Raw genomic sequence first — 16760 nt, 5'->3', positions numbered from 1 at the left:
ACAGGACTTAAAATCCTGCGGTGGGTGACCACCGTGCGGGTTCGACCCCCGCCCTCGGCACCATATGCGCCCGTAGCTCAATTGGATAGAGCGTTTGACTACGGATCAAGAGGTTAGGGGTTCGACTCCTCTCGGGCGCGCTTTTATTAACGGGAAGTGGCTCAGCTTGGTAGAGCACCTGGTTTGGGACCAGGGGGTCGCAGGTTCAAATCCTGTCTTCCCGATATTCCTAAAAAACATGGGGCCTTAGCTCAGCTGGGAGAGCGCCTGCCTTGCACGCAGGAGGTCAGCGGTTCGATCCCGCTAGGCTCCACTTATATTAATATCATTTATGGCGGTGTAGCTCAGCTGGCTAGAGCGTACGGTTCATACCCGTGAGGTCGGGGGTTCGATCCCCTCCGCCGCTACCATAAAGGACCTTTAGCTCAGCTGGTTAGAGCAGACGGCTCATAACCGTCCGGTCGTAGGTTCGAGTCCTACAAGGTCCACCATTAGACGTATATATCTCGGAGGTATACCCAAGTTCGGCTGAAGGGATCGGTCTTGAAAACCGACAGGCGGCGAGAGTCGCGCGGGGGTTCGAATCCCTCTACCTCCTCCATTTTTTCTAAAGTAAATATTTTATCATCGCGGGGTGGAGCAGCACGGTAGCTCGTCGGGCTCATAACCCGAAGGTCGCAGGTTCAAATCCTGTCCCCGCAACCAAATGGTCCCGTGGTGTAGTGGTTAACATGCCTGCCTGTCACGCAGGAGATCGCCGGTTCGACCCCGGTCGGGACCGCCATTTTTACATAAAGGCTCGGTAGCTCAGTCGGTAGAGCAGAGGACTGAAAATCCTCGTGTCGGCGGTTCGATTCCGTCCCGAGCCACCATTTATTTTAATAAAATACGCCGGCTTAGCTCAATTGGTAGAGCAACTGACTTGTAATCAGTAGGTTGGGGGTTCAAGTCCTCTAGTCGGCACCACTTTCAAAATGAGCCATTAGCTCAGTTGGTAGAGCATCTGACTTTTAATCAGAGGGTCGAAGGTTCGAGTCCTTCATGGCTCACCATTTACAATTTAATGCGGGTGTAGTTTAGTGGTAAAACAAGAGCCTTCCAAGCTCTGGTCGAGAGTTCGATTCTCTTCACCCGCTTTTCAATTATGGGCCTATAGCTCAGCTGGTTAGAGCGCACGCCTGATAAGCGTGAGGTCGATGGTTCGAGTCCATTTAGGCCCACCATAATTGTTCCGCAGTAGCTCAGTGGTAGAGCTATCGGCTGTTAACCGATCGGTCGTAGGTTCGAGTCCTACCTGCGGAGCCATATTTATAGAGAAGTACCCAAGTGGCTCAAGGGGCTCCCCTGCTAAGGGAGTAGATCGCGAACGCGGTGCGAGGGTTCGAATCCCTTCTTCTCTGCCAGAACTGGCCCGTTGGTCAAGTGGTTAAGACACCGCCCTTTCACGGCGGTAACACGGGTTCGAATCCCGTACGGGTCATACTAAAAGAGATAGCATAATCTGCTATCTCTTTTTTGTTGTATAAAAATGGACTTTGGATAGTCTGCTTTTTTATGCAATAGAAGAAATATGAAGTATTCGCTGTTGCAGTTGGGTACATAGAGAGCCGTAAATACAATCATGTTAATTATTTGGACCTGTATGAATATGAAGGAATTAACTTCAACTTGAACTTTTACCCCAGCTGTATGGCTGTAGCCTCCTACACTTGGAGAAACCGATGAAAATGCATCTGGGAGCTACTGTGGAAAATAAATAATATATAGAAGAAGCTGCTTTCTCTCAATAGCTGTGATCTACTGAAGACAGCTTTTTTATGTTGTCAGTATTGTCGGTAAGTCGATATATTGCAAAAATCGCTGATATAATTTGAGTTACGATCGATAAATTTTAATAATCGCTGATATATTTGGAGTTACGGTCGATATATTCTAAAAATCGCCGGTGTAATTTCACTTACCGACAAAAACCACAAGAAAATCCCTTTCACAATCTAAAGAAAACGCCTCCATTGAAATGGATTCCACACCTATTCCAATAACTTTACACTCTATGTGAAAAAGTTCACAAATAGGTCATAATTTGTGAAGTAATTCACAATAATACGTGCTACAATATGAATGTAAAGAAGTTAAACAACATTAAATTAGTATTTTAATTAATTACTTAAACAATCATAAAAAAATATATGTGAACAATAGAGAGGGGAAATTACCATGAAAAAAGGTATCAATCGTGTAGTATTAGTAGGAACAGGAGCTGTAGGTTGTAGTTACGCTTACTCAATGATCAACCAAGGTGTAGCTGAAGAATTCGTATTAGTAGATGTTAATGAAGCAAAAGCAGAAGGGGAAGCAATGGACTTAAGCCATGCGGTACCATTCTCTCCATCACCAACAAAAGTTTGGAGCGGTAGCTATGCAGATTGTAAAGATGCAGATTTAGTTGTTATCACTGCTGGGTTACCACAAAAGCCAGGTGAAACTCGTTTAGACTTAGTTGAGAAAAATACAAAGATCTTTAAACAAATCGTTCGAGGCATTATGGATAGCGGATTCGATGGAATCTTCTTAATCGCAACTAACCCAGTTGATATTTTAACTTACGTAACTTGGAAAGAATCTGGTTTACCGAAAGAGCGCGTAATCGGTTCTGGTACTACTTTAGACTCTGCTCGTTTCCGTTACATGTTAGGTGACTACTTAGATGTAGATCCACGTAACGTTCATGCTTACATCGTTGGTGAACACGGTGACACTGAACTTCCAGTATGGAGCCACGCTACTATCGGTGTACAAAAATTAGAAACAATCTTAGCTAACAACGAACAGTACAAACAAGAAGACTTAGACAAAATCTTCGAAAACGTACGTGATGCAGCTTACCATATCATCGAGCGTAAAGGTGCAACTTACTACGGAATCGGTATGTCACTACTTCGTGTAACTAAAGCAATCTTAAACAACGAGAACAGCGTATTAACTGTATCTGCATACCTTGAAGGTCAATACGGCGAGAAAGATGCTTACGTAGGTGTTCCAGCTGTAATTAACCGCGAAGGTGTACGTGAAATCGTAGAACTTGAGCTAAATGAAGATGAAAAAGCGAAGTTCGCTCATTCTGTAAAAGTATTAAAAGAAACAATGGCACCAGTACTATAATAATTGCTAAATCATTCAGGGGCGGGACACTGCTTCTTACCTCTGAACTTATATAATTTAATATAAATTCCTTTTCCGGTTTCCCTTGTATATCCCCAATATACCCCTTTTGCTGGATAAGGGTCGTTTATAGAAAAAGAGCACTCTATTTTACGTAGAGTGCTCTTTATTATTCCGTTATTTGCCGGGCAGTAAAACCTCAATTGATTAAAGTTTCACTTTATTATTTTTTAGGCGTTAATCCTAATTTCTTTAAAATATCTGCCAGTGTACCGCTTTTTGATTTTTCTACAGGTGTTTGTGATTTAGATGCATCTGGCCCTTTTTTCAAGAAGTTCTTTTCAACGAAGCGAATATCTTTTTCGTCGACAATACCATCTTTATTAAGATCTCCGTCTTTTACAGTTAGTCCTTTTTTACCATAGTTGCTAGCAATGATTTCAGCATCTTTAATATCGATTACTTTATCACCATTTACATCGCCGGCAAGGTTTTCGTCAGGTCTTGCATAATAATATTGGCCAAGCAACTTACCGTCTTTTTCAGTACCAAGTTTCGTTGTTAGGCGGCTTGTTAAATGTCCTGGCACCTCTACATATAAGTTATAGTCGCGTTTATTAACTGGAAGTCCATTTAGTTTGAAGTATCCGTATTTATCTAGTGAGCCTTCAAACTTATGACGGTAAGAATCAGTCGCATATACTTTTACGTCAAGCTTTGTATAATCGAACTTTTCATCTAAATATCCGCGTTCATTTAAGAATGCACCAGGTTTAATATTTCCTTCTACTAATGAGTTTAAGGACATAACTGAGAATGTTTGATCTTGAAGTACACGCATTCTATTTGGTTCTGATTCACCTTGTTTCCAGTAAACAAAAATTGGTGATTCTAATTGAGCGTTTGCTTCATAAAACTCATCATTTTCTACTTTGAAAGTTACATCAATGAACGGGAAATCACCATCTAATCCAGCAAAATTTTTGTCATCGATAGCTCCGCCAACTGTAACAGAGCCTGCCTCTAGTTTCGGTTCATTTACTTTTGCGGTTACCCCTTTTTGGGAAAGTAGCTTTTCAAAAGCAGGATTAAATTTCGCATTTGCAAATTTGAAGTTCTTCTCTAGGAAGTTTACATTAAATTGCCCAGCAACAAATTGTTTTACGTGTTTCGCGTTTAGTGTTACTGTGAACTCGTCATTTTTATATAATTCTTTTTTATCGTAACTAGTTTTTGCATATTGAGCACCTTGCGGGATAAACCAGTAGTTATTTACACCGTTTGGATAGTCAGGACCTGCAGTTGCATAATCGAAAATATATACGCCTGTGTTCATTGGACCTTCCGTTCTGAAGGAGTCAGGTGTAATGCCAACTTTAAAGTCGCCATTTGCATTAATCGGTAAAAACTTATGCAAGTATGGAGAATAGTCATAGTACATAACGCCATTCGCTTCTTGCGTAATGTTTAATCCTTTTCCTTTTAAGTAATCAACGTTTGAATCGTATACATTTCCTTTAATCCATAATGCTTTTTTGCCATCTTCTACTGTATAATTTTCTTCATTTAACTCGTAAATACCAGGTTTTAATCCAGTTAATTTCACTTCTGGTGGTGTATTATCAATTACAACATAATCACCTTTTACACGTGCTTTCCCAGCCTTATCATAACCGACAAACTCAATTGTGTAGTCTCCTTCTGGTAAGTTGATTTTCTCATCACCGATTGGTTTTGCAGGATCATTTGTAAAAGGATACACTTTTCCATTAAAGAATGAATCTAAGTAGTAATACACATCAGTTTTTAGGCCACTCGTGTTTAATGTTCCAATGAAGCCAAGAGCTTTATTTGTTTTGGAATCTTTTACGATAAGATCTAACGTTTCAAGTTCGCTGTTTAATTGGAATGCTCCGTGAACATACGATTCACCGTATGGATTGAATTTAGATGTATCAGTTGAAATTGCTTTTCTTGATAGTATTGCATTTTCAATACCAGGCTCTGATACACGAATAGAGAATGGGATTTGATATGTTTCCTCTTTATTTTTTGTGTTCGTAATATGAATGTACCCTTCATATCGGCCTTGTTTCACACCGGCTGGAACATTAATTTTTGCTTCAATTTCACCTGTTTTGCCAGCATCAAGAGTAATTGTTTCTGGAGCAGAGATTTTTACACCGTTTGCGACAGCATCGTTAATAGTAGACGATGCTGGTGTATAAGAAATTTCTGTTTTAAATTCTTTTTTCTCTTGTTTATTATGATTAGTTACTTTTATATTTCGTTTTTGTTCAAGAGCTTCACCGTCTTTTTGATAAAACTTACCGAATGCAATAGATCCAGTTTCTTCGGGTACTTCAATTACTTCATCATTTACAACAGTTTGTGTCGTATCTAATACTTTAAAGCTTGTTTCTGTACGAACGGCGTTGTAAGCATCTACTCGCCCAGCTCCAACTTCATATACGGAATATTTTTCTTTTAAATCATTAGCTGTGTTCATAAGAGACGCTTTTACATCGAACGGAGAGTAGTCTGGGTGTTCTTGTAAAATTAGAGCAGCAACGCCAGCGATATGAGGAGAAGCCATAGATGTTCCTTGCATACGCTCATAGGAAACAGCGTAGTTTTCACCCTCTTGCGGGTCGTTAATATATTCAGGAACTGTTGAAAGGATAGCGACACCAGGCGCTGTAATATCAGGCTTAATATCATCATTTGCTGTAACAGGACCGCGTGAGCTAAAGTCTGCAAGATGATCGCCTTCTGTTTGAATGTAATTAATTTCATCGAGAGTTAAGGAGGTGCTACCTTGTTCGATTTGAGCTTTTAGTTTTTCACCTTCTTCTTTCGTTAGGCGGAATGCTGGAATGTATTTTGTACTTTCGCCAACGTAGAAAGGAATTTCTCCATCCACATTGTTATAAATAATAACGGCTTTTGCACCTGCTTGTTTTGTATTAGCAATTTTTTCATCAAATGACAGTGTACCGCGTGCAACGAGAGCGATTTTTCCTTTTACATCTTTTTTACTAAACTCGTCAGGCGTACCAATTCCTACATATTCAATAGGTAAAGTTTGTCCCTTGAAATCTTCTATTTTATCAGTGAAGTTTTTGCCGAATAGAATTAGGTTAGGAAATTGTAATTGTCCAGCATGACCTGATAGTTTCGGTAAGGAAATAGAGCTATCACTTGCTCCAACCGTAATTGCAAATGGTGAAGCACCTGGTGATCCGAGTGTTGATGGATTTGGTCCAGAGTTACCAGCAGCAACGACTGTAACAACGCCTGAAAGCATTGCATTATTAACAGCGATAGATGTTGGATCGAGTGGATTGTTGCTATCATCACCTAACGATAAGTTAATAACGTTCATACCGTCAGAAATGGATTTATCAATTGCAGCGATAATACCTGAACTATCTCCACTTCCGTATGGACCGAGTACACGATAGTTATACAGTTCAATGTCAGGTGCAACACCTTTTACTGCTGAATCAGATTGGTTCTTCTTTTGAGCAGAAACGATACCTGCTACGTGAGTGCCGTGGGCTGTGTAGAAGGAAGAACCACGGTTATCAAATTCAGGAGCACCAGATTGTTGCCATTCTGAATAAGTAGTTTCCATTGGATCTGCATCATTATTAATAAAGTCCCAACCCTTTACTGAGTTTGGGTCTACTTTGCTAGAGTCCTCACCAGGTTTCGCGCGATAGCCTTTATATACGTCTTTTAAGTCAGGATGATTGTAATCAATACCTGTATCTAATACACCAACTTTAATTCCTTTTCCGGTAATGCCCTCACTATGTAACTTATCTACTCCAATTTGCGGGATGCTATCTGTTAGTTTTTGAGGCGCTTTTTGCTCAGCTTGTTTTGGTAAATTTAATTTCACTTCGTAATCTTTCCAAATACGTTTTACAACGCCAATTCGTAACAATTCTTCTACTGTATTTGCTGGTAATGTCATCGCAACACCATTTATCGCATGCTTATAAGAACGTTTAATTTGTACAGACTGGAAGTTTCCTGATTTTACTGATGGGCTGAATTGATAAAGACGTTTTAGTCCTTTTTCGAATTCTTCATGTTCTTGATCAATACGTGCTTTTATATTTTCAGGAGCAGACTGTAATCCTTTTTCTTTTTGTTTTAATTCATTAATCTTTACTGGAGCAGTTTGAAATTCTACGATGATATTTACAGGCTCAGAACTACTCGTATTAATATCTGGTGAAATTGTAAAACCAGGGTTGGCATCTACCGTTTGTAATGCCAGGCGTTGTTCTTTAGAAAGCTTAGATAATATAGAATGAGCATTTGAAGATTCAATTTGGTTAATAGGACTTTCAGCAAGTACATTGAACGGAATAGCAGTTGAAAACAAAACGCCAGCTGTTACAATTCCGGTAACAAAACGATTTTTCTTTTTCATGTATAGGCCTCCGGTAATTTATATTTTTAAAAATTATTTCTCCACGCCAGCTGTTTGCTCAGCATGGAATGTCCAGTTTAGCTGCAGGGAATCACCTTGAAATTTATTTTGATCTCGGTCGTTATCTTCAAATGAGAAGAGGACGTGTAAGTAATCTGTTTCACCAGATTTAATACCATCTATTAAGTTATGACGTTCTAGAGACGTAGCGACATCTTCAGGTTTCATAGTTTTTAATTGTGATAGTTTTGTTTCCCACACAATCTCATGATCATCGTTTGGATTAGATGGCTGTCCATCATTTACTAGAAACTTGACGATAATGTGATCACCTAAATCTTCACCGTCATTATTTTGCTTTGCATCTGTAACTTCATATGATGTTTCAAGTGCTACTTTTGCGATATCCAATGTACCTTTATTTTCAAGCTTGAAGTTCCTTTCAATAAAATCACCTGGTTTTAAATCTTTTACATTAACGATTACACTTGGATTAATAGAAAGATCTAGTGTTCCAGCTTGAAATGAGTTACTTGATGTTTCTGAATCACTGAAATAGGCGAATACACCGCCGAATGTAAGGGATAAGCCAAGTGAAGCGGTGATAATTCCCATTCCTACTTTTTGTTTTAATGACATAAGAAAGCCTCCTAGTTAAATTTGTATAGCAACCGTTCGCAACAAGGATAAATAAGTAAACATAGTAGTCCGCTATGAATTATAGTTACGAAAGATCAGGGTTCTTTATTGAGAACAAGTATATGCTTATGAATTTCGCGTTTCAATAAAAATATGACAAAAAATGTTGAGAAACATTTTTTTATTACAGATTATTTTGTTTTGATTTTGAGTGGAAAATAGCATGAAAAATAGTATAAACCTAATAAAATAAAGGTTGAGAAAAAAATAATAGGAGGAAATATAGAAGTAGAATGAAGCGTTTACAATAAATATTCGTCAAAATTCGATATTTTACACGGAAATGTGAAGAAAAACTAACATTTTTAAGAAAAAAACGAATATTTTTTATAAATTAACAAGGATATTGCAGTTTTTCGCAGAAATAGTTAAAGTATAAAAAATTCTGTCATCTAAGTGAGGTGAGCATATTGAATGTAATAAATTGTGAAGAAGTGAAACGAGATGAGTTTCATACAGAAAAGTACTATGAAAGTTATAACATCTTTGGCGCGCATGTTGTGACGGAAGATGAGATTCAAGGGGTACGATTTACAGTGTGGGCTCCTCATGCGAAAGCAATGAGTGTTGTTGGGGATTTTAATGAGTGGGATTATGAGCAACATAAGATGCTACAAGTGACAGAAGAAGGCATTTGGTCCTTATTTATACCGCATATTGAAGAAGGAGAAATATATAAATATGCGATTGAAACATTGGCTGGTGACGTCATTTTAAAGGCAGATCCGTATGCTGTATATGCAGAAGTAAGACCGAATACGGCATCTGTAGTTTTTGATATAAAAGGATATGAATGGAATGATAAAAACTGGAATCGTAAGAAAAAGAAAAAATCGATTTATAAAGAAGCGATGACAGTTTATGAATTACATTTTGGTTCTTGGAAAAAGAAAGAAGATGGAACGCTGTACTCTTACAGGGAAATGGTTGAAGAGCTCATCCCGTATGTGGTGGAACATCAATTTACACATATTGAAATTATGCCGCTTGTTGAGCATCCATATGATCGTTCTTGGGGATACCAAGGAACGGGATATTATGCAGCGACGAGTAGATTTGGTACGCCGCATGATTTAATGCATTTTGTCGACGAATGTCATAAATATGGAATCGGTGTCATTTTAGATTGGGTGCCGGGGCATTTTTGTAAAGATGCTCACGGTTTATATTTGTTTGATGGTACACCGACCTATGAATATAAAGATAAAGATGTACAAGAAAATCCAGTATGGGGAACTGTCAATTTTGATTTAGGAAAGAGAGAGGTACGTAATTTCTTAATTTCAAATGCGTTATTTTGGATGAGATATTTCCATATTGATGGTTTCAGAGTTGATGCAGTTGCGAACATGTTGTACTGGAATAAAGAAGGACAAGAGCAAAGTAATGAGCATGCTGTTTCATTTTTAAGAGAGTTAAATGAAGCAGTGTTTGCAGAGGATGAAGATTTTCTTATGACGGCAGAAGATTCAACAGCTTGGCCACTTGTAACAACTCCAACGTATGAAGGTGGGCTTGGATTCAATTACAAATGGAACATGGGCTGGATGAATGACGTGCTGAAATATATGGAGTGTGCGCCTGAATATAGGAAACACATTCATGAGAAAATGACGTTTTCTTTGCTATATGCGTACTCTGAAAACTTCATATTACCGCTTTCTCATGATGAAGTCGTTCATGGGAAAAAGTCGTTATTAAATAAAATGCCAGGTGATTACTGGGATAAGTTTGCTCAGCTTCGTTTATTATATGGATATTTCTTTACTCACCCAGGAAAGAAATTACTTTTCATGGGAGGGGAATTCGGACAGTTTGATGAGTGGAAAGACCTTGAAGATTTAGATTGGAATTTACATGATTTTGAAATGCATCGTTATATGCATGATTACTTTAAAGAGCTCATAGCATTGTATAAGCGCTCAAAACCACTTTGGCAGCTTGATCATTCGCCTGAAGGTTTTCAGTGGATTGATGCTAATAATAACGAGCAAAGTATTTTCTCGTTTATCCGCCAAGGGGATAAACAAGAGGATGCGTTAGTTATCGTATGTAATTTTACGAAAGCTACATATGAAAACTATAAAGTAGGTGTACCAGATTTCGAGTATTATAACGAGATTTTAAACAGTGATGCACAGCAATATGGCGGTTCGGGGCAAGTGAATAAGAAACGTCTTAAGACGATTCTAGAACCGTACCATAATCAAGCAGCACATGTAGAGATTACAATTCCACCATTTGGCGTATCCATATTACGACCAGTGAAGACGAGAAAGGGGAGCAAAAAACAAGATGGCTCAAAAACAAAAGTGCGTAGCAATGTTACTAGCAGGGGGAAAAGGTAGTCGATTAAGTGCATTAACAAAAAATTTAGCCAAGCCAGCTGTTCCATTTGGTGGTAAATATCGCATTATTGATTTTACGCTAAGTAACTGCGCAAATTCTGGTATTGAAACGGTTGGGATTTTAACGCAATATCAACCACTAGAACTTCATAATTATATCGGAATCGGCAATGCATGGGATTTAGACCGAGTAAGCGGTGGAGTCACAGTATTACCTCCTTATGCGGAGTCTTCAGGTGTGAAGTGGTACACAGGTACGGCAAGTGCCATTTATCAAAACTTAAACTATTTAAGTCAATATGAACCAGAGTATGTTCTTATTTTATCAGGCGACCATATTTATAAAATGGATTACAGTAAGATGCTAGATTACCATATTGAGAAAGAATCGGACGTATCCATTTCTGTTATTGAAGTACCTTGGGATGAAGCGAGTCGCTTTGGCATTATGAATACAAATGAAGAAATGGAGATTGTTGAGTTTGAAGAGAAACCACAATTTCCAAGAAGTAATCTTGCATCAATGGGAATCTATATTTTTAATTGGTCAATTTTGAAAGAGTATTTAGAGATGGATGCAAGAAACCCTGAATCTAGTAACGATTTCGGAAAAGACGTACTTCCGCTTTTATTGGATGAAGGGAAGAAGTTAATGGCGTATCCGTTTGAAGGATATTGGAAAGATGTTGGAACGGTGAAGAGCTTATGGGAAGCGAATATGGATTTGCTTCGCGATGAAACATCACTGAATTTAAACGATCGTAATTGGCGTATTTACTCTGTCAATCCAAACGAACCGCCTCAATATATTGCTGAAAAGGCGAAAGTAGAAGAATCGCTTATTAACGAAGGATGCGTCATTGAAGGGGACGTGAAGCATTCTGTGTTATTCCAAGGAGTGACGGTGGAAGAAGGAAGTATGGTGATTGATTCTGTCGTTATGCCAGGGGCTAAGATTGGTAAAAATGTTGTGATTGAAAGAGCGATTGTTGGATCAGAAATGGTTATCGAAGATGGAACAATCATTCGTCCAGAAAAGAATGTTGACGATGTAGTATTAATTGCTGAAGGGAAATAGAAAAGGGGGATGAAATGAATGGGAGAAAAAATGTTAGGAATTATTAATGCAACGGGAAGTTTTCCTTCCTTAAAGAAAGTAACAGGGCATCGTTCACTAGCGGCGTTACCGTTTGGGGGCCGTTATCGACTCATTGATTTCATGCTTTCAAATATGGTGAATTCTAGTATTCATAGTGTGGCAGTTTTTACAAGCCATAAAAATCGTTCGTTAATGGACCATGTTGGTTCAGGAAAACAGTGGGATTTAGATAGAAAACGAGACGGACTATTTTTATTCCCGCCAAACTGCCAATGTGACCAAGATGAATTTGGGTCTTTTGCACACTTTAGAAGACATATTGATTATTTTCTAAGAAGCAGAGAAGAGTACGTTGTTATTACGAATAGCCATCTCGTAACAGCATTAAATTTTCAAGCGGTGTTAGAGCGACATATACATACGGCAGCTGATATTACAGAAGTTTGCCATGAAGGGGTTTCGCTTCAAACATACGTGTTAAAGAAACAATTATTGTTAGACTTATTTGAGTCATATAAAGGTGTGGAACAATACAGTTTATTTGATGTAGTGAGAGAAAAGCGCGGGAAATCATTACACATTGCTACATATGAACATACTGGATATGTAGCAATTATTGACTCGATTGAAAGTTACTATAAACATAGCTTAGAAATTTTGCAACCTGCTATTTGGAAGCAATTATTTAAGAAAGAAGCACCGATCTTTACGAAAGTAAAAGATGAGCCACCAACTCGTTATTTAAAGGGTGCAGTCGTGAAAAATACAATGATTGCAAATGGCAGTATTATTGAAGGGGAAGTCGAAAACAGTGTTGTTTCCCGTTCGGTTAAAATTGGAAAAGGTTCAATTATTCGTAACAGTATTATTATGCAAAAGAGCCAAATTGGAGATAACTGTATAATAGACGGTGTTATTATTGATAAAGACGTGAAAATTGGCGACGGTGTCGTATTAAAAGGAAGCGCCGATGAGCCGTATGTTGTAGAAAAAGGAAGCGTACAAAACAGTACGATTAATAGTTATTCCTAAAGAATCAGTGGGGGCTTTTTCCTCCACTGATTAAAGTTTTAATTTAAATGAAAACTCGAAGGGAGGAAGCTGCAAGAGGAGTAATAAAAACTTTTCGCGCAGTGGGACAACAAGTGAATATTTTATTTGCAGTATCAGAATGTGTACCGTTTGTGAAATCGGGAGGATTAGCTGATGTAGCGGGTGCGCTCCCAAAAGAGCTAAAAAAATTAGGAGTGGACGTTCGTATTATACTTCCGAATTATAGTCTCATTCCGCAAAAGTTAAGAGATGGATGTACGTTACATAAAGTAATTAACGTCCCTCTTGGGTGGAGAAATCAATATTGTGGAATTTTAAAAGGTGAGCAAGACGGAATTACGTATTACTTAATAGATAATGAATATTATTTTAAGAGAGATTCTCTGTATGGTCATTACGATGACGGAGAGCGTTTTTCTTATTTCTCAAAAGCAGTGTTAGAGTGTATTCCGCACCTTGATTTTGAAGTGGATGTTCTTCATAGCCATGATTGGCATACGGCTATGGTTAATTTCTTACTTCGTGAAAAGTATCAAGATAACCCGTTATATGAGCGTATTAAAACGGTATATACGATTCATAACTTGCAGTTCCAAGGTGTATTTCCTCCTGAAGTGATGTACGACTTGTTAGAGCTTGGTGATGAATATTTTCATAGTGAGCAGCTAGAGTTTTATGGAAACGTAAACTTTATGAAAGGCGGTATTATTGCTTCGGATCAAATTACAGCGGTGAGCCCGACGTATAAAGAAGAAATTCAATATGAATTTTTCGGTGAGAAGTTAGATGGATTACTGCGAAAATATAATGATAAGCTTAGCGGCATTGTAAATGGTATTGATACGAGCGTATATAATCCAGAAACGGATTCGTATATTAAGGCCCAGTATGATGCAGAGTCATTATATGAAAAGAGTGAAAATAAACGCGCCTTGCAGCGTTATTTTGGTTTGCCAGAAAAAGAGGATACACCAATTATTTCAATGGTAACGAGATTAACGAAGCAAAAAGGTCTTGATTTAGTACGTACTGTATTCCGCGAAATAATGGAAGAAGATGTACAATGTATTATTTTAGGTTCAGGTGATTCGGAATATGAGCAATTCTTTGAGTGGATGGCATATGAGTATCCGGAGAAGGTAAAAGTTTATATCGGATTTAATGAAGAATTAGCTCACCAAGTGTATGCGGGAAGCGATTTGTTTTTAATGCCATCGCTGTTTGAACCGTGTGGACTTGGACAACTTATCGCATTAGCATACGGTACGATTCCAATTGTAAGAGAAACAGGTGGGTTAAACGACACGGTACATTCTTATGATGAAGAAACTGGAGAAGGAAATGGTTTCAGTTTCACGAATTTTAATGCACATGACATGCTGCATACGATTCATCGTGCAATTGAATTCTATCATGATAAACCAGTGTGGGAGCAGCTTGTAAAACAAGCGATGACTGAAGATTATAGCTGGGAGCAATCGGCTCTTGCTTATAAGAAATTGTATAAAAGTCTCATGGAATAACATGTAGGTGGTGAAAAAATGTTTACTCATGTTGAAAGTTTTAAATCAACTTTTCTAGAAAAGTTAGAGACGATGTATGGTAAAAGTTTTAAAGATTCTACAACTCGTGATCAATATAATACACTCGGCCATATGGTACGTGAGTATATGAATAGTCAATGGATTGCAACGAACGAGAGTTATCGATCCGGAGAGCAAAAGCAAATGTATTACTTGTCTATTGAGTTTTTGCTTGGACGTTTGCTTGGAAGTAACATCTTGAATTTAGGTATTCGAGATGTATGCGAGCAGGGGTTATCTGAACTAGGGATTTCGTTACAAGAGTTAGAAGAAGTGGAAGCAGATGCAGGCCTTGGTAATGGTGGGCTTGGACGCTTAGCAGCCTGTTTTCTCGATTCACTCGCATCTTTAAACTTACCAGGACACGGCTGTGGAATTCGTTATAAACATGGTTTGTTTGATCAGAAAATTGTTGATGGTTATCAAGTTGAATTTCCAGAACAGTGGCTTCTTCATGAAAACGTATGGGAAGTAAGAAGGTATGATCAAGCTGTAGAAGTAAGTTATTTCGGCAGTGTTGAACCGCTAGAAATTGACGGGCGTTTAGAGTTTAGGCATACAAATGCAGAAGTCATTATGGCCGTGCCATATGATGTGCCGGTAGTTGGCTATGAGACGAGTACTGTAAATACACTTAGACTTTGGAATGCTGAACCAGTTCCTTTCCCGCAAAACTGCAAAGATATTTTGAAATATAAGCGTGAAACAGAGGCTGTATCGGAGTTTTTATATCCAGATGATACGCATGATGAGGGAAAAATACTTCGTTTAAAACAACAGTATTTCCTCGTATCAGCAAGTTTGCAAAATATCGTTCGAATGCATAGAGAAAGATATGGTGACCTTCGTCAACTACATGAAAAAATTGCGATCCACATTAACGATACACATCCGGTTTTAGCAATTCCGGAACTGATGCGTATTTTACTAGACGAAGAAAAGTTAGCATGGGAAGAAGCTTGGCACATAACGACGCAGACGATTTCTTATACGAATCATACGACGTTATCAGAAGCGCTCGAAAAGTGGCCAATTCACATTTTTAAACCGTTATTACCGAGAATTTATATGATTATTGAAGAGATTAATGAACGTTTCTGTCATGAACTGTGGGAACAGTATCCGTATGAGTGGGATCGTATTGAAGCAATGGCGATTATTGCACATGACCTTGTGAAAATGGCTCATTTAGCGATTGTCGGTAGCCATAGCGTAAACGGTGTAGCAAAAATTCATACGGAAATATTAAAGCAGCGGGAAATGCGATTGTTTTATGAATTTTATCCAGATAAGTTTAATAATAAGACGAATGGAATTGCTCATAGGCGCTGGCTTATGAAAGCAAATCCACAGTTAACAAATCTCATTTCAGAGGCGATTGGAACGGAGTGGAAGAAAGAACCGATTAAGCTTCAAGAGCTACAATTAGTTCAATATGATGCGAGTTTCCAAGAGAAATTTGCAGAGGTAAAACAAGAGCGTAAAGAGATTTTAGCGGAGCGTATTCATAATACAATGGGGATTACCATTGATCCAAATTCTATTTTTGATGTGCAAGTGAAAAGATTACATGCTTATAAACGACAATTATTAAATGTTCTTCATATTTTATATTTGTATAACCGTTTGAAAGAGGATGCTAGTTTTACATTTTATCCGCGTACTTTTATTTTTGGAGCGAAAGCATCACCTGGCTATTATTACGCGAAAAAAATTATTAAATTAATAAATGAACTCGCAAGAAAAGTAAATAATGACCCGTATGTCAGTCAATATATGAAAGTTATCTTTCTAGAAAACTATCGAGTTTCTTTAGCTGAAGATATATTCCCAGCAGCGGATGTAAGTGAACAAATTTCAACGGCGAGTAAAGAAGCATCGGGAACAGGTAATATGAAATTTATGATGAATGGTGCGATTACACTCGGAACGCTAGACGGTGCTAACGTTGAAATAAAAGACCGGGTCGGTGAGGATAACTGTTTTATTTTCGGTTTAACAGCCGAAGAGGTTCTTCATTACTATCAAAATGGTGGGTATCGTGCAAGTGATTATTATCACCACAATAGGCACATTAAAAAAGTAGTTGATCAATTAACAAATGGTTTCTTTGCACAATCGGGAGCTGAATTTGAAGCGATTTACGATTCTCTCGTTATTCAAAACGATGAATATTTCGTTCTGCGAGATTTTGGTCCGTATGCTGAAAGACAAGAAGCTGTTGGTAGAGCTTATGAGAACCGAACGAAGTGGCTAGAAATGTCTATTTTAAATATTGCACAGTCTGGTCATTTTGCGAGCGATCGAACGATTTTACAGTACAGTAATGAAATTTGGGGTATCGGTAATGCAGTTAAACAGTTTTAAAG

The 16760-nt window shown here is 38.2% G+C and carries 8 protein-coding genes and 16 tRNA genes; 22 read left to right on the top strand and 2 right to left on the bottom strand.

Annotated features, from left to right (window positions below; translation table 11 throughout):
* Positions 1 to 66 precede the first annotated feature (66 nt).
* The 17 genes from BLT20_RS16365 (at position 67) to BLT20_RS16285 (ending at position 3162) form a co-directional block, all read left to right on the top strand.
* Positions 67 to 140 (top strand) — tRNA-Arg (locus BLT20_RS16365).
* 10 nt (positions 141 to 150) lie between these two features.
* A tRNA-Pro gene (locus BLT20_RS16360) sits at positions 151 to 224 on the top strand.
* 16 nt (positions 225 to 240) lie between these two features.
* A tRNA-Ala gene (locus BLT20_RS16355) sits at positions 241 to 313 on the top strand.
* 20 nt (positions 314 to 333) lie between these two features.
* Positions 334 to 410, top strand: a tRNA-Met gene (locus BLT20_RS16350).
* 4 nt (positions 411 to 414) lie between these two features.
* Positions 415 to 491 (top strand) — tRNA-Ile (locus tag BLT20_RS16345).
* A gap of 17 nt (positions 492 to 508) precedes the next feature.
* Positions 509 to 601 (top strand) — tRNA-Ser (locus BLT20_RS16340).
* 27 nt (positions 602 to 628) lie between these two features.
* Positions 629 to 705: transfer RNA gene (locus BLT20_RS16335), tRNA-Met, on the top strand.
* Between the two features lie 3 nt (positions 706 to 708).
* Positions 709 to 784 (top strand) — tRNA-Asp (locus BLT20_RS16330).
* 12 nt (positions 785 to 796) lie between these two features.
* Positions 797 to 872: transfer RNA gene (locus BLT20_RS16325), tRNA-Phe, on the top strand.
* 18 nt (positions 873 to 890) lie between these two features.
* Positions 891 to 966, top strand: a tRNA-Thr gene (locus BLT20_RS16320).
* 10 nt (positions 967 to 976) lie between these two features.
* Positions 977 to 1052, top strand: a tRNA-Lys gene (locus BLT20_RS16315).
* 13 nt (positions 1053 to 1065) lie between these two features.
* Positions 1066 to 1136 (top strand) — tRNA-Gly (locus tag BLT20_RS16310).
* A 10-nt stretch (positions 1137 to 1146) separates the two neighbouring features.
* A tRNA-Ile gene (locus BLT20_RS16305) sits at positions 1147 to 1223 on the top strand.
* Between the two features lie 7 nt (positions 1224 to 1230).
* A tRNA-Asn gene (locus BLT20_RS16300) sits at positions 1231 to 1305 on the top strand.
* Between the two features lie 7 nt (positions 1306 to 1312).
* Positions 1313 to 1403: transfer RNA gene (locus BLT20_RS16295), tRNA-Ser, on the top strand.
* Between the two features lie 5 nt (positions 1404 to 1408).
* Positions 1409 to 1480: transfer RNA gene (locus BLT20_RS16290), tRNA-Glu, on the top strand.
* Between the two features lie 737 nt (positions 1481 to 2217).
* The gene (locus tag BLT20_RS16285) at positions 2218 to 3162 is read left to right on the top strand and encodes an L-lactate dehydrogenase (protein WP_000715338.1); all 945 of its coding nucleotides are present in this window, start codon (positions 2218 to 2220) and stop codon (positions 3160 to 3162) included.
* A gap of 223 nt (positions 3163 to 3385) precedes the next feature.
* On the opposite strand, the gene BLT20_RS16275 is transcribed toward BLT20_RS16285, so the two are convergent.
* Both BLT20_RS16275 and BLT20_RS16270 read right to left on the bottom strand, forming a co-directional pair.
* Positions 3386 to 7609 (bottom strand): S8 family serine peptidase, encoded by a 4224-nt coding sequence (locus BLT20_RS16275; protein WP_000728854.1) that lies wholly within the window; start codon positions 7607 to 7609, stop codon positions 3386 to 3388.
* Between the two features lie 33 nt (positions 7610 to 7642).
* A complete protein-coding gene (locus BLT20_RS16270) occupies positions 7643 to 8248 on the bottom strand; it encodes a CalY family protein (protein ID WP_000053927.1) in 606 nt (201 codons plus the stop codon).
* Between the two features lie 470 nt (positions 8249 to 8718).
* Between BLT20_RS16270 and glgB the strand changes: the two genes are divergently transcribed.
* From glgB to glgP, 5 genes are all read left to right on the top strand, one after another.
* Complete coding sequence (gene glgB / locus BLT20_RS16265; RefSeq protein ID WP_001100880.1) at positions 8719 to 10656, top strand: 1,4-alpha-glucan branching protein GlgB; 1938 nt, start codon at positions 8719 to 8721, stop codon at positions 10654 to 10656.
* Positions 10604 to 11734, top strand: coding sequence for a glucose-1-phosphate adenylyltransferase (glgC, locus tag BLT20_RS16260; RefSeq protein ID WP_000057619.1), 1131 nt, complete (start codon positions 10604 to 10606; stop codon positions 11732 to 11734). Before glgB ends, glgC begins: the two co-directional genes overlap by 53 nt.
* A gap of 18 nt (positions 11735 to 11752) precedes the next feature.
* Positions 11753 to 12787, top strand: a complete 1035-nt coding sequence (gene glgD / locus BLT20_RS16255) for a glucose-1-phosphate adenylyltransferase subunit GlgD (RefSeq protein WP_000504168.1) — start codon at positions 11753 to 11755, stop codon at positions 12785 to 12787.
* A gap of 113 nt (positions 12788 to 12900) precedes the next feature.
* Positions 12901 to 14331 carry a glycogen synthase GlgA gene (glgA, locus tag BLT20_RS16250; RefSeq protein ID WP_033684672.1) on the top strand — a complete coding sequence of 477 codons (1431 nt, stop codon included), beginning with the start codon at positions 12901 to 12903 and terminating at the stop codon, positions 14329 to 14331.
* An 18-nt stretch (positions 14332 to 14349) separates the two neighbouring features.
* Positions 14350 to 16758, top strand: coding sequence for a glycogen phosphorylase (gene glgP, locus BLT20_RS16245; protein ID WP_000494109.1), 2409 nt, complete (start codon positions 14350 to 14352; stop codon positions 16756 to 16758).
* Positions 16759 to 16760 lie beyond the last annotated feature (2 nt).

This window comes from Bacillus sp. cl96 (assembly GCF_900100505.1).
Taxonomy (GTDB): domain Bacteria; phylum Bacillota; class Bacilli; order Bacillales; family Bacillaceae_G; genus Bacillus_A; species Bacillus_A cereus.
The sequence above is the reverse complement of the archived record's forward strand: the minus strand, read 5'-3'. Positions and strand labels throughout refer to the sequence as shown.